At 69.1% G+C, this 12,783-nt stretch carries 19 protein-coding genes; 11 read left to right on the top strand and 8 right to left on the bottom strand.

Going from position 1 to position 12,783, the window contains the following annotated elements; translation table 11 throughout:
* The first annotated feature begins 38 nt into the window (after window positions 1-38).
* Window positions 39-113, top strand: coding sequence for a 50S ribosomal protein bL37 (locus ACWGE0_RS22485; RefSeq protein WP_406601578.1), 75 nt, complete (start codon window positions 39-41; stop codon window positions 111-113).
* A 65-nt stretch (window positions 114-178) separates the two neighbouring features.
* Here the strand turns inward: ACWGE0_RS22485 and rsrA are convergent, their stop codons facing one another.
* Entirely contained in the window at window positions 179-439 is a 261-nt protein-coding gene (gene rsrA / locus ACWGE0_RS22490) for a mycothiol system anti-sigma-R factor (RefSeq protein ID WP_189154252.1), read from the bottom strand.
* Complete coding sequence (locus ACWGE0_RS22495; protein WP_452262850.1) at window positions 436-1,110, bottom strand: sigma-70 family RNA polymerase sigma factor; 675 nt, start codon at window positions 1,108-1,110, stop codon at window positions 436-438. The genes rsrA and ACWGE0_RS22495 overlap by 4 nt, the downstream gene beginning before the upstream one ends.
* Before the next feature lie 50 nt (window positions 1,111-1,160).
* On the opposite strand from ACWGE0_RS22495, the gene ybaK reads away from it, so the two are divergent.
* The gene (ybaK, locus tag ACWGE0_RS22500) at window positions 1,161-1,637 is read left to right on the top strand and encodes a Cys-tRNA(Pro) deacylase (protein WP_452262851.1); all 477 of its coding nucleotides are present in this window, start codon (window positions 1,161-1,163) and stop codon (window positions 1,635-1,637) included.
* On the opposite strand, the gene ACWGE0_RS22505 is transcribed toward ybaK, so the two are convergent.
* The 4 genes from ACWGE0_RS22505 to ACWGE0_RS22520 form a co-directional block, all read right to left on the bottom strand.
* Window positions 1,634-2,128 carry a hypothetical protein gene (locus tag ACWGE0_RS22505; protein WP_452262852.1) on the bottom strand — a complete coding sequence of 165 codons (495 nt, stop codon included), beginning with the start codon at window positions 2,126-2,128 and terminating at the stop codon, window positions 1,634-1,636. The two genes, ybaK and ACWGE0_RS22505, sit on opposite strands and share 4 nt — an antisense overlap.
* 98 nt (window positions 2,129-2,226) lie before the next feature.
* The gene (locus tag ACWGE0_RS22510) at window positions 2,227-2,769 is read right to left on the bottom strand and encodes a DinB family protein (protein WP_452262853.1); all 543 of its coding nucleotides are present in this window, start codon (window positions 2,767-2,769) and stop codon (window positions 2,227-2,229) included.
* An 11-nt stretch (window positions 2,770-2,780) separates the two neighbouring features.
* Window positions 2,781-3,392: an alpha/beta hydrolase family protein gene (locus ACWGE0_RS22515; protein ID WP_452262854.1), complete on the bottom strand. Its 612-nt coding sequence runs from the start codon at window positions 3,390-3,392 to the stop codon at window positions 2,781-2,783.
* Window positions 3,389-4,117: an SOS response-associated peptidase gene (locus tag ACWGE0_RS22520; protein WP_452262855.1), complete on the bottom strand. Its 729-nt coding sequence runs from the start codon at window positions 4,115-4,117 to the stop codon at window positions 3,389-3,391. Before ACWGE0_RS22520 ends, ACWGE0_RS22515 begins: the two co-directional genes overlap by 4 nt.
* Window positions 4,118-4,202: 85 nt before the next feature.
* Between ACWGE0_RS22520 and aroA the strand changes: the two genes are divergently transcribed.
* The 8 genes from aroA to ACWGE0_RS22560 are packed head-to-tail and all read left to right on the top strand — an operon-like array spanning window position 4,203 to window position 10,001.
* The gene (gene aroA / locus ACWGE0_RS22525) at window positions 4,203-5,468 is read left to right on the top strand and encodes a 3-phosphoshikimate 1-carboxyvinyltransferase (RefSeq protein WP_452262856.1); all 1,266 of its coding nucleotides are present in this window, start codon (window positions 4,203-4,205) and stop codon (window positions 5,466-5,468) included.
* A gap of 3 nt (window positions 5,469-5,471) precedes the next feature.
* The gene (gene rsgA / locus ACWGE0_RS22530) at window positions 5,472-6,470 is read left to right on the top strand and encodes a ribosome small subunit-dependent GTPase A (protein ID WP_452262857.1); all 999 of its coding nucleotides are present in this window, start codon (window positions 5,472-5,474) and stop codon (window positions 6,468-6,470) included.
* 28 nt (window positions 6,471-6,498) lie between these two features.
* Window positions 6,499-7,020: a hypothetical protein gene (locus tag ACWGE0_RS22535; RefSeq protein ID WP_452262858.1), complete on the top strand. Its 522-nt coding sequence runs from the start codon at window positions 6,499-6,501 to the stop codon at window positions 7,018-7,020.
* Complete coding sequence (locus ACWGE0_RS22540; RefSeq protein ID WP_452262859.1) at window positions 7,017-7,514, top strand: hypothetical protein; 498 nt, start codon at window positions 7,017-7,019, stop codon at window positions 7,512-7,514. Before ACWGE0_RS22535 ends, ACWGE0_RS22540 begins: the two co-directional genes overlap by 4 nt.
* Window positions 7,511-7,981: a hypothetical protein gene (locus tag ACWGE0_RS22545; RefSeq protein ID WP_452262860.1), complete on the top strand. Its 471-nt coding sequence runs from the start codon at window positions 7,511-7,513 to the stop codon at window positions 7,979-7,981. Before ACWGE0_RS22540 ends, ACWGE0_RS22545 begins: the two co-directional genes overlap by 4 nt.
* Complete coding sequence (locus ACWGE0_RS22550; protein ID WP_452262861.1) at window positions 7,978-8,505, top strand: hypothetical protein; 528 nt, start codon at window positions 7,978-7,980, stop codon at window positions 8,503-8,505. The genes ACWGE0_RS22545 and ACWGE0_RS22550 overlap by 4 nt, the downstream gene beginning before the upstream one ends.
* Before the next feature lie 34 nt (window positions 8,506-8,539).
* Window positions 8,540-9,274 carry an NAD-dependent epimerase/dehydratase family protein gene (locus ACWGE0_RS22555; protein WP_452262862.1) on the top strand — a complete coding sequence of 245 codons (735 nt, stop codon included), beginning with the start codon at window positions 8,540-8,542 and terminating at the stop codon, window positions 9,272-9,274.
* A 10-nt stretch (window positions 9,275-9,284) separates the two neighbouring features.
* Entirely contained in the window at window positions 9,285-10,001 is a 717-nt protein-coding gene (locus tag ACWGE0_RS22560; protein ID WP_452262863.1) for a hypothetical protein, read from the top strand.
* On the opposite strand, the gene pruA is transcribed toward ACWGE0_RS22560, so the two are convergent.
* A complete protein-coding gene (gene pruA, locus ACWGE0_RS22565) occupies window positions 9,998-11,626 on the bottom strand; it encodes an L-glutamate gamma-semialdehyde dehydrogenase (RefSeq protein WP_452262864.1) in 1,629 nt (542 codons plus the stop codon). The genes ACWGE0_RS22560 and pruA overlap by 4 nt on opposite strands.
* A gap of 36 nt (window positions 11,627-11,662) precedes the next feature.
* Here pruA and ACWGE0_RS22570 point away from each other — a divergent pair, with 36 nt between their 5' ends.
* Entirely contained in the window at window positions 11,663-12,049 is a 387-nt protein-coding gene (locus ACWGE0_RS22570; protein WP_452262865.1) for a VOC family protein, read from the top strand.
* Between the two features lie 19 nt (window positions 12,050-12,068).
* Here the strand turns inward: ACWGE0_RS22570 and ACWGE0_RS22575 are convergent, their stop codons facing one another.
* Window positions 12,069-12,617: a GNAT family N-acetyltransferase gene (locus ACWGE0_RS22575; protein ID WP_452262866.1), complete on the bottom strand. Its 549-nt coding sequence runs from the start codon at window positions 12,615-12,617 to the stop codon at window positions 12,069-12,071.
* Window positions 12,618-12,783: the final 166 nt, after the last annotated feature.

Consider the following 12,783-nt stretch of genomic DNA (forward strand, 5'->3'; position numbering starts at 1 on the left):
GACGTGGGTGAAGCAAGTTCTGATCCTAGGAGACACAGATGTCGAAGCGTGCTCGCAAGCGCCGCGACCGCAAAAAGGGCGGCGCCAACCGAGGCAACCGCCCCAACGCCTAAGTGCTGCGAAAAGGCCTGGACACCATGACGGTGACCAGGCCTTTTTGTCGTTCAGGGCGAGGATCTCAGTCCTCGGTGCGAATCTCCACGATCGTCGCCCGGATGCGCGCCTTCAGGTCGGCGGGTGCGTAGTCTCCGCCACACTTGCGGGCGAGCAGCGCCTTGAGGTGCTCCTCCAGGCCGAACTGCTCCAGGCACGGATGGCACTCGTCGAGGTGCGTCTGCAACGCCGCGCGGCGGCCCTGGTCACATTCCTGGTCCAGGAACAGCCAGACCTCGGACAGCACCTCTGAGCAGTCGGTGTCGTGGGGTTCGCCGCAGTTCATGACGCGTCTCCGTTGCTGCCGTTGCCGCTACGGAGGAAACCGCGGTCGCGGGCGACGTCCGCCAGCATGTCGCGGAGCTGGCGACGGCCCCGGTGCAACCGGGACATCACCGTGCCGATCGGGGTGCCCATGATGTCTGCGATCTCCTTGTACGCGAAGCCTTCGACATCGGCGAGGTAGACCGCGATCCGGAACTCCTCCGGCAACCGCTGCAATGCTTCCTTGACGTCGCTGTCGGGCAGGTTGTCGAGTGCCTCGACCTCGGCGCTGCGCAGCCCGGACGAGGTGTGGCTCTCCGCCTGCGCCAGCTGCCAGTCGGTGATCTCTTCAGTCGGCTGCTGAATCGGCTGGCGCTGCTTCTTGCGGTAGCCGTTGATGTAGGTGTTCGTCAGGATCCGGTACAGCCACGCCTTGAGGTTCGTGCCCTCCGAGAAGGACGCGAACGCCGAGTAGGCCTTGAGGAACGTTTCCTGCACCAGGTCCTCGGCGTCCGCCGGATTGCGCGTCATGCGCAGGGCAGCCGAGTACAGCTGGTCGAGCATGGGCATAGCGTCGCGCTCGAAACGCGCGGCTCGCTCCGCCGTCGTCTCCGTCGTGCCGGTGGCGGGCACCGCGCTCCCTTCCCACTGGTTCTGGGTCGGGACCGACAATACGCGGGGCCGCTCGAGCATGTTCGTCACCACGTCCTGAGTAACAACGGACGTGCTGGTAGTAATTCCGCATGGCCGGACGTGGGACGCCCGCCACAGCGCTGCTGGACAAGCAGCGGGTGGCGCACACCTTGCACTCGTACGAGCACGACCCCCGCCACGAGTCCTACGGGCTGGAGGCGGCCGAGGCGCTCGGGCTGGTGCCGGGCCGTGTCTTCAAGACGCTCGTGACCGAGGTGGACGGCAAGCTCGCGGTCGGCGTCGTGCCGGTGACCGTCCAGCTCGATCTCAAGGCTCTGGCGGCCGCGCTGAAGGGCAAGAAGGCCAAGATGGCCGTCGTCGCCGACGCCGAGCGCGCGACGGGTTACGTCGCCGGGGGTATTTCCCCTCTTGGCCAGAAAAAGCGCCTGCCGGTGGTGGTGGACGCGTCGGCGCTGGAGTTCGACACCGTGTTCTGCAGTGCCGGCAGGCGTGGGCTCGAAGTCGAGATCACGCCTGCCGACCTGGTGCGACTCACCAACGCGGTGGTCGCGCCGATCAGCGCTTAGCCGACCGGTTCCATCACGTCTCCCACCCGGACGATCGTGCCGATGCTGGACGGCCACGCGACCAGCACCAGATCGCCCAGGCTGCCCTGGCCGGGCAGGTTGAACAGCACGTACGCCGGCGACACGGTCGGACCTTGGATCTGCGAACCCACGTAGACGGCGGCCTCGTGGATCCCGCCGACCGGTACCTCGACGTAGTGCCCGGTCTGGCCGCCTGCCAGCGGGATGTTCATGTCCCGGCCCCCGGCGTCGAGGAAGCGCACGTTGCTGAGACTGCCGCCGATCTTGCAGGAGGCACCCTCGGCGGGAGCGAACCTCATCCAGTGCGCCGTTGCGTTCGCCGACGGTTTGTTCATGCGGTGAGCGCTGATCACCAGGTCACTGCCGGTGCACCACTGGGTCTCGGACTGGGCGTTGGCCGCGCCGCTTCCCGCGACGGCCACAAGAGCTGCACCGGTCAGCGCGACTGCGGTCCTGCCGAACGTGTTCACGTGTGTCTCCCCGAATGCGTCTCGATCGGTACGTCCCCTACATCCGGGTGACGCCCGTGATCCGAACTCGGTTGCACCGAAACGGTGAAACGTTTCGACTACTCGCCGACCGCGCCGTCGATCGCCTCGCGGATCAGGTCGGCGTGGCCGTTGTGCCGCGCGTACTCCTCGATCATGTGGGTCAGGATCCAGCGGAGGTTCGGGACGCGGCCGTCCCGCCACGGCGCGCGCTTCGCCGGCTGACTCAGGTCGCCGCGCCGGAGCGCCTCGACGAGGTCCTTCCTGGCGCCGTCGACAGCGCGCCGCCACTGTGCGGTCAGCTGCTCCGGGGTGTCGTGGGCGGCCGAGTTCCAGTCCCAGTCGTTGTCGGCCTTCCAGTCGACGCTCGCCCACGGCTCCAGCAGCTCACGGTCGTGCAGTACGACGCGGAACCACTGCTCCTCCACGTAAGCGAGGTGCTTGAGCATGCCCCCGAGGGTCATCGTGGACTTCGCGGTGGTCGCGTTGAGCTGCTCCGCGGTCAGACCGTCGATCTTCCACGCGAGGGTGGCTCGGTGGAACTCCAGGAAGCCCTTGAGGGTGGCGAGCTCGTCGCCGCCCATCGGTGGCTCTGGCCTGCCCTGCTCATCGAAGACCGTCATGCGGCAGAACGTTAGTCGAGCGGACGCAGCACCCGGTCCAGCCATTCCCCTACGAACCTGCCCACGTCGTCCACGGACGCCTTCAGCGAGTGGTCGCCCTTGAGCAGCACGACCTCGCGGTGCGGGGCCAGTTCGGGCTGGCCGAACGGGTCGTTCTCGCCCTGCACGACCAGGGTCGCGACCTCGACGCCGTCCAGCTCGGCCATGCGCGACTTCTCCGGCTTGCCCGGCGGGTGCACGGGAAACGCCAGGCACAGCACCGCGACGGCCTGGCCCTCGACCGAGGTGCGGCAGGCCACGCGGGCGCCCGACGACCGGCCGCCGAACACCAGCGGCAGACCGTCGAACCAGCGTTCGCCCAGGTCGCCGATCACCGACAGCCAGGCGGTGTCGAGCTGGTTGGCGGGCGCGGGGGCACGGCGGCCCGCGACGCGGTAGGGCTGTTCGATCAGGGCCACGTGCACGCCGACCTTGTTGGCGGCGTGGCACGCGGCGACCAGATCCGGGGCCTCGACGCCACCACCGGCGCCGTGGCCCAGAAGCAGAGCTGCACGCGGTTCGTGGGCACAGTGCAGTGAGGCCCGCGCGGGGCCGTGCGGCGTGTCCACCAACAGCGTTGTCACGACAGCTCGAACAACGTGGATGAGGGCTTCTCGTCTTCGGTGAGCGAGACGCGGTCCATCAGGGAGGCCTTGTTGTTCTTCACGCTGTTCACGTCCGTCGACACCGGGCGCAGTTCGAGCGCGTCGACGATCGAGGGGTCCGGCGCCAGCAGTTCGGACGGGTCCATCGACGCCGGGTCGAGCCACGCCGACCAGCGGTCCGGCGGCAGCAGCAACGGCATGCGGTGGTGCACCTCGGTCATCGCGCCGATGGCGTCCGTGGTGAGCACGGCGCACGTGACGGTGGGGACGTCGTCCTTCCACCACACCGACCAGATGCCGGCCATCGCCAGCGAAGCGCCATCGCCGAGGGTGATGAAGTACGGCTGTTTGCGCCCCTCGCCCGGCTGCCATTCGTACCAGCCCTCGGCGGGCAGGATGCAGCGGCGTTTGATCGCGGACTGCTTGTAGGCGGGCTTGGTCAGCACGCTCTCGGCGCGGGCGTTGATCATCTTGGCCGCACCGGAGAGGTCCTTGGCCCAGTGCGGGACCAGGCCCCAGCGCATGACCCGGACGCTGCGTTCCAGGTCCTCGTCCTCAGGTTTGCGCTCGACCACCGCCATGACGTGCTTGGTGGGAGCGATGTTGTAGTCCGCGCCCGGCGCCTCGTCGCCGGTCCCGTCCACCGCGTCGAACTCGGCCGCCAGCAGCGCCGGGTCCTTGGTGGAGGCGTACCTACCACACAAAACCGATCACCTCCGAAGTCGTCATCGTCGCACGTCGGGAACACCTGTGCGAGCCGCCCTACCGGCGATGCGGGATCATTCAGGCATGACTCAGCACTGGTCAGCCCCCAGCGCAGCAGGCCCAGTCCACTCGACGGTCCCGGTGCCCGGCTCGAAGTCGATCACGAACCGCGTTCTGGTCCTCGCGGCGCTGGCCGACGGACCCTCCACGGTGCACGCACCGTTGCGCAGCCGCGACACGGTGCTGATGGCCGCGGCGCTGTCTTCTCTCGGCGTCGGCTTCACCGACCGCGAGGACGGCGGCTGGGACGTCATGCCCGGTCTGCTGCGCGGACCGGCCGACGTCGACTGCGGTCTCGCGGGCACGGTGATGCGGTTCCTGCCGCCCGCCGCCGCGCTGGCCGAGGGCGAGATCCGGTTCGACGGCGACCCGCACGCCCGCACGCGACCGATGAGCACCGTGCTGGGTGCGTTGCGTTCGCTCGGCGCGGACGTCGAGGGCGACTCGCTGCCGTTCACGTTGCGCGGCACGGGATCGCTGCCCGGTGGTGAGGTGACGATCGACGCGTCGGGCTCGTCGCAGTTCGTGTCGGGGCTGCTGCTGTCCGCCGCGCGGTACGACAAGGGCGTGACGGTGCGGCACGACGGCAAGCCCGTGCCTTCGTTGCCGCACATCGACATGACGGTCCAGACGCTGCGGTCGGTCGGTGTCCGGGTGGAGACCGACGCGAACGTGTGGCACGTCGAGCCGGGCCAGATCGCCGCCCGCACGTGGCACGTGGAGCCGGACCTGTCGAACGCGACGGTGTTCCTGGCGGCGGCCGCGGTGACCGGTGGCGAGGTGACGATTCCGCACTGGCCGGCCACGACCACCCAGCCCGGTGACGCGGTGCGCGGCATCCTGGAGCGCATGGGGTGCACGGTCGAGGTGTCGGAGCGCGGCCTGACCGTGCGCGGCCCGGCGAAACTGTCCGGTTTGGACATCGACCTGCGCGACGAGAGCGAGCTGACGCCGACGGTGGCCGCGCTGGCTTCGTTGGCAGAGGGACGCACCGTCATTCGCGGTGTCGCGCACATCCGCGGCCACGAGACCGACCGGATCGCCGCGCTGGTCAACGAGATCAACGGGTTGGGCGGCAACGCCTCCGAGACCGAGGACGGGCTGATCATCGAACCGCGGCCTCTTCGCGGTGGTGTCTGGAAGGCCTACGCGGACCACCGGATGGCGACCGCGGGCGCGATCATCGGGCTGGTGGTGCCGGGCATGTCCGTGGACGACATCGGGTCGACGACGAAGACGATCCCCGACTTCCCCGGCATGTGGGACGCCATGCTAGGCGGGGGCGCGTAGACAGTGAGCAAGCAGGACTGGCGCAAGCTCGACGAATCCGACGTGCGCGTGCGCCCCGGCAAGGGGACGCGGCCGCGCAGCAAGAGGCGGCCGGAACACGCCGACGCCGAGACCGCGATGGTGATCGGCGTGGACCGCGGCCGCTGGACGTGCGCGATGGAGTCCGGTGCCGTCGTCACCGCGATGCGCGCGCGCGAACTGGGCCGCACGCCCGTGGTGGTGGGCGACCAGGTCGGGATCGTCGGTGACACGTCGGGCCAGCCGGACACGCTGGCCCGCATCGTGCGCGTCGAGGAACGGATCTCGGTGCTGCGCCGGACCGCGGACGACACGGACCCGTTCGAACGCGTCGTCGTCGCGAACGCCTCCCAGCTCATCATGGTGGTGGCGTTGCTGGATCCACCGCCACGCACGGGTTTCATCGACCGGTGCCTGGTAGCCGCGTACGCCGGCGGCCTGGAACCGGTGCTGTGCCTCACGAAGTCGGACCTCGCGTCCGCGGACTCGTTGCTGGCGCTCTACACCGAGCTCGACGTGCCGGTGATCGTGACGCGTTTCGACGAGGAACCCGCTGAACTGCGTGCGCGCCTGACGAACACGGTGTCGTGCCTCATCGGCCACTCCGGCGTCGGCAAGTCCACTCTCGTCAACAAACTGGTCCCGGACGCGAACCGCGCGGTGGGCGTGGTGTCCGGCGTCGGCAAGGGCCGCCACACCTCGACGCAGGCCGTGGCACTGCGCCTGCCGGAAGGCGGCTGGGTCGTGGACACGCCGGGCATCCGCTCGTTCGGCCTCGCGCACATCACACCGGACGACATCGTGAAGGCGTTCCCGGACTTCGCAGAAGCCGCCGAGGAATGCCCGCCCGGCTGCGGCCACCTCGGCGCGCCCGAGGATCCCGGCTGCATGCTGGACGAACTGGTGCCGGACGCGCCGGGCCGGCTCACGTCGTTGCGGCGGCTGCTGGCGTCCAAGGCCGGTTTGGACGAACACCCGGAATGAGTTCGCGCCGATCAGTCACACTCTCCGCGTGAACAGACTTCTGGGGATCGTCGTGCTGTGTGCGGCGCTCACCGCCTGCACAGCCGAGATCCCCGGCCCACCGCCGAAGCCGGTGCCGACCACGTCGCCACGCATCGACACGCCCAGCAACACGTCGGCCTTCGACGCCTGCAAAGCGCTGCCGACCGACGGCAGTCAGTGGTTCCTGAAGGCGACCAGCACTCCTCCTGCGCCGCTGGCGGAGAACCCGGAGATGTGCCGGTACACCTTCGGCGCGCTTACCGTCTTCGTCGGCATCAGGAAGATCGAGTACGACGAGGCGAAGAAGAACAACCCGAACGGCCACCAGGGCGAGATCGCCGGGCACACCGTGTGGTTCGCCTGCGACACGGACGCGGCCAACCTGGACTGCGGGGTGTGGGCGGCGGTCGGCTACGCGGAGACGCTCACCATCACGATGCAGGACCCCAGGACCGATGAATCCTGGCTGCTGCGCCTGCGCACCATGCTGGTGCAACTCGTGCTCGACCGACTGCAGAAGGCCTCGTGAAACATCTCTGGATCACCATCACGCTCATGACGGTGGCGGCGTGCTCTCCCGCGCCGTCTGCCGCACCCGCACCGACCTCGGCCGCGCCGAAGTTGCGCGACCTCGCGACGGTCGACGCCTGCACGCTGCTCGTCGCGTCGGACTTCGCGAAGCCGTTCACCAAGGCGCCGGAACCGCTCTCAAGCCCGTTGACCTGCCGGTGGGCGATCGAGGCCCAGACCATCTGGATGAGCATCGAGAACGAGTCGCTGGAGCAGGCGAAAGTGCGTGTGGGGCGTGAGGGGTCCGAGCTGAAGGTCGAGGGTCACCAGGCGTGGTGGGGCGTCCAGTTCGAAAGCTCGGACGAGCCGCCGACCAGCACGGGCACCGTCGTGACCGAACTGGCGGCCGATCGCGTGCTGGTGATGCACGCGTCGCGGACCCCGCCCAACTACGACATCGGGATGGTCGCCCGCACGCGATCCGTCGCGGTGGTGCAAAGGTTGTTCTCGTGATCCGACTGGTCCCCGTGCTCCTCCTCGCCCTGACGGCCTGTGCGACCCCGCTACCCGCTCCCGAGCCGCCGAAGTTCGAGAACACCGACGCCTGCACGCTGCTGCGCGGCGAAGAGGTGTTCGAGGCGGAGGACCGGTCCGCGCAAACCACCATCGGGAAGACCAAGCGCGACTGCGCCTGGACCTCCAGCGCCACGCAGGTCGACGTGAACCTGCTCCTCAAGCCGTTCGCCGAGGAGTCGGACCGGCTCATGACGAACGGCGGCTACGGCGCCGTGATCGGCGACCGTCCGATGACGCGCAAGTGCAAGGACGCGTCGGGGCTGGTGACCTGTGAGGGCGTCGTCGAGGTGCGGGAGGGCCAGCTGATCACGATCAAGGTCGTCCGGCGGCACAAAGATCTCAACGTCATCGGCCAGCTCACCCAGGAACTGGCGCTGAAGGCGATGGAGAGGTTGCCGAAGTGAAGCGCCATCTGCTGCTCCTGCTGCTGCTCACCGGCTGCTCGGCCACGCCGGTGGCGACCGCACCTTCGAGCACCCCGAGCGAAACGACGACAACGACGGTCGCCACGACGTCGCCGCGCATCGACACACCGCGCAAGCTCCCCGCCGACCCGTGCCTGCTGCTGACCGCCGAGGACTTCGGCACGCCGCTGAACGGCACTCCGCAGCCGTACCCGGACATGCCTCGGTCCTGCGTGTTCCGGGAGGGGCCCGGTGCCGAGACGGACCTGATCGTCCTGGTGGTGTTCGCGGACGCCTACGTGCGGCCGGCCGACTCCATGGAGATGCTCGTCGGCGACGGCCATTCCGCAGCGTCGTCGTGCGCCACCGGACCCGGCGTCGTGGAGTGCACGACGCTCGTGGCGGTCAACGCGACCGAGTCGTTCAAGGTCATCGCCCACCTGCGGAACGGCAACCCCGACCAGGTCGCCTCGCTCTCCCACGGCTACGCGAGATCGGCGTTCAAACGGCTTGTCACGTCCTGACGCGCTGTCTCGTCCACTCGTCATGAAGGTATTCGTGACAGGTGCGACGGGTGTGCTCGGACGGGAAGCGCTGCCGCTGCTGCGGGCGGCCGGGCACGAGGTCGGGGTGCTGGACCGGCGCACGACCTCGTTGTTCGACGCCGAGCAGCTCGCCACCGCGCTGGCCGGCTACGACGCCGTGATCAACCTCGCCACCCGCATCCCGCTGAGCGCCAAGGCAGTGCTGGCCAGCGCCTGGGCCGAGAACAACCGCATCCGCACCGAGGGCAGCGCCGCGCTGGTCGAGGCGGCGCGGATGGCCGGCGTCGGGCGGATCGTGCAGGAGGGCATCTCGTTCGTGTACGCGGACGGCCGCGATCGGGAGCTCGGCGAGGACGCGCCGATCGAGCCGGTCGGGCACATCGCGAGTTCGGTGCAGGCGCAGCGCAACGTTCTCGCGCACCCCGGTGGCGTGTTCCTGCGCATCGGAATGCTGATCGGCGGCGAGGCGCAGTCGCCGCCGGTGCTCGTCGGCGACGGCTGGATGTCGGTCGTGCACCCCGGTGACGCCGCCGCCGCGGCCGTCGCGGTGCTGGACGCGCCTGCCGGCGTCTACAACGTCGGGACGCCGGTGTTGAAGCGGGACATGGGGATCACGCGGCTGCCCAGGTTCGTGGGCAGGTTCGCCGCGTCGTTGGAGGTGTTCTCGCGGTCGCAGCGCGTCGTGAGCACGAAGCTCACCGAGGCCACGGGCTGGAAACCACGGGCCGATCCGCACTCGCTCGTGTAGACACCGCCTGGTGAATTACGGCTACCGCCTCACGAAGTACGACCCCGAGCTGCGCCCGGAGGCCGAGCAGGCGCAGCTCGACGTCGTGGCGGCGTTCGCGACCGAGTCCGGTGCGGACCGGCTCGCGCTGTGGACGCCCGGCGCCTACGACCCCGACCCGGCGATGCTCCCGCCAGGATTGCTGGAGGTGTTGCACGACGGCTACGAGGTGTCGCTCGCGGACGCGTTGACGGTCGTGCGGGCGATGCTGCACGGCGAAGCGTTCGGGTGCCAGATGGCCGCGGACGACGACCGGTTCGTGCTGCACAACAGCTGGGAGTACTTCTACATCACCACTCACATGCCGTGCGGGAGCGCGATCAGGAAGGCCCGCGAGTCCGGGCTGACCGTGGAGACTCCGTTCCACACGCCGTACTTCGACGACGACGAGCCGCCGTACCCGCCCGCCGACGACGCGTTCTGGGCGCGGGTCGACCTGCTCGCGGTGCGGGCGGGCAGGCCGATCGCCGTGCTGGAGCAGGTGTTCCGCGGGCGGTGGCGGTGGCACCTGGTGGACGTCGGACAGCGGCCGGTCATGGCCCCGCGCGCCTGGGTCGAGGTGTACGCCGGGCTGACGGCCGAGCAGTTCGGGCGACCGATGACGCTGTTCGACGCCGGCGTCCGGTGTGACTTCGAAGCAGTGCTGCCGGACGCGGACGGGGTCGTCCGTGCGCGGTGGACCCTCTAACCCATGTGCGGGTACTTGTGATCCGTCGGCGGCACCAGGGTTTCCTTGATGACGCGCGGGCTCGTCCAGCGCTGCAGGTTGTAGATCGAGCCCGCCTTGTCGTTGGTGCCGGAGCCGCGTGAGCCGCCGAACGGCTGTTGCCCGACGACTGCGCCGGTCGGTTTGTCGTTGACGTAGAAGTTTCCCGCGGCGAACCGCAACGCCTTCTGCGCCTGCTGAACGGCAACGCGGTCGCGCGCGAACACGGCGCCGGTCAACGCGTACGGCGTGGAGTTGTCGATGGTCTCCATTATGTTCGGGAAGTCCGCGTCCTCGTAGACGTGCACCGCGAGAATCGGTCCGAAGTACTCGCTCGTGAAGATGTCGTGGTGCGGGTCGGTGCCGAGCAGCACCGTCGGGTCGACGAAGTAGCCGACCGAGTCGTCACACGTGCCGCCGGCCAGCACCTCGACCGAAGTGGACGCCGACGCCATCAGCAGCGCGTCCTTGTGCTTGGCGAACGCGCGGTGGTCGATCACGGCGCCGCCGAACGCCGACAGGTCCGTGACATCGCCGTAGGACAACGACTTCGTGACGTCGAGCAGCCGTTCGCGAACGTCGCTCTCCCACAACGACCGCGCGATGTACGCCCGTGAGGCGGCACTGCACTTCTGGCCCTGGTACTCGAAAGCGCCCCGGACGAGACCGGTGACGAGCGTTCTGGGATCAGCGGAAGCGTGGGCCAGCACGAAGTCCTTGCCGCCGGTCTCGCCGACGACGCGCGGATAGGCGCGGTAGTTGTCGAGGTTGCCCGCCATGGTCTGCCACAGCGCCTTGAACGTGCGCGTGGAACCGGTGAAGTGCAGCCCGGCGAAGAACCTGTCCCGCAACGCCACCTGGCTCACCGCGTGCCCGTCGCCGGTGACGAGGTTGATCACGCCCGGCGGCAACCCGGCCTCTTCGAGCATCCGCATGGTGAAGTGCGCGGCCAGCTGTTGCGTCGGCGACGGCTTCCACACCACGGTGTTGCCCATCAACGCGGGCGCCAGCGGCAGGTTGCCCGCGATCGCGGTGAAGTTGAACGGCGTGATCGCCACGACGAACCCGTCGAGCGGCCGGTGATCCATCCGGTTCCACACGCCAGGACTGCTTCTCGGCTGCTCTTCGAGGATGCGCCGGCCGAAGTGGACGTTGTACCTCAGGAAGTCGATCAGCTCGCACGCCGAGTCGATCTCGGCCTGCTGCACGGACTTCGACTGCCCGAGGATCGTGGCGGCGTTGAGAGTGTCGCGCCACGGCCCGGCGAGCAGGTCGGCCGCCCTGAGCAGAACCGCTGCCCGCTCGTCGAACGGCAACTCCTGCCAGCCGGGCGCGGCGTGCTGAGCGGCCCGCATGGCGTCCGCGACGTCCGAACTGGTGGCCTGCGCCGTCACACCGAGCACGTGCCGATGGTCGTGCGGCTGCACCACGTTGATCCGGTCGCCACCACCCATGCGCTGCTGACCGCCGATGGTCATGGTCAGCTCGTGGGTGGTGCCCTCGAGTTCAGCGATGCGTTGCTGGAGGCTTGCGCGTTCCGGGCTGCCGGGAACGTAGGTGCGCACGGGCTCGTTGACCGGTTCGGGTGCAGACGTGACGGCGTCCATTCCCCCATCGTGGCACGCGGTAGTAGGGTCCGTCGGGTGGCGCGGGTGACTGGCATCGGCGGGGTTTTCCTGCGTTCCCGGGATCCCGCGCGCCTGGCCGCCTGGTACCGCGACAACCTGGGCGTGCCGATGAGCGAAAAGGGCGCCGTCACCTTCCACTGGCTCGACACGGCGACCTCCGACCGTCCAGGCACGACGACGATGGCGCTGTTCGCCCAGGACACCGACTACATCGGCGAACCCCACCAGCGCACCATGCTGAACCTGCGCGTAGACGACCTGCCGTCGTTGATGGCGAAGCTGAAGGCGCGCGGCGTCGAGGTGCTGCCGGAGACCGAGGACTCGGAGTTCGGCCGCTTCGGGTGGTGCGTCGATCCGGAGGGGAACCGGATCGAGCTCTGGGAGCCCGCAGAGGGCATGTGAGCGCCCGCTGGTGAGGTTGCTAGATCGTGTGAACGGCAGCTGTGCGCACGTGCCGGTGTCCGTCATTGGGGAATGCGGGCGGTGCGGCGGGAAGCAGGTCGTGCAGGGCGTAGCCGCACTTGACCGCCACCCGGCAGGACTGCTGGTTGCCGACCGCGTGCAACAGGTCCAGTCGGGTCAGCACAACGATGTTCTGGGTGTCCAACGCCCAGTGCGACACGGTGTTCACCGCGCGGGCGGCTGTTCCTCGTCCCCTGGCGTGAGCGGCGGTCCAGTAACCGACCTCCGCTGTGCCGGCTGATCCCGGCTTCACCACCACGTGGCCCAGTGGGAGATCGGCATCGGTGACCACGGCGAAGCTGAACCGGGTCGCGGTCGCCCAGCCGGTCGCCTGCGCGTCCAGCCACTGCCTTGCCTCGGCAGCGCCGGGCAGGGAGGTGGCCAGCCAGCGGCGCAACAGCGGATCGCGGTGCGCCTCGACCAGTGCCGGGAGGTCGTCCGGCCGCCATGGCCGCAGTCGCAGGGCGGATGCCGGCCCGGTGGGTGGCACGGACAGGGTGACCGTCATGGCCCGGATTCTGCGCTGTCAGGTGATGCGGCCGCCGGGTCCCCGCTGACGACGCGGATGCGCGGATGGCGTGCGAGCGCCGTTGTCGGTGGTGCCCGCTAGCCTTGAAATTGGGGGAACCCGGCGGGTGCGTGTGTGTGGTGTGCACCAACGGCGCGGCAAGAGT

The sequence above is a fragment of the Lentzea sp. NPDC054927 genome (assembly GCF_053610285.1).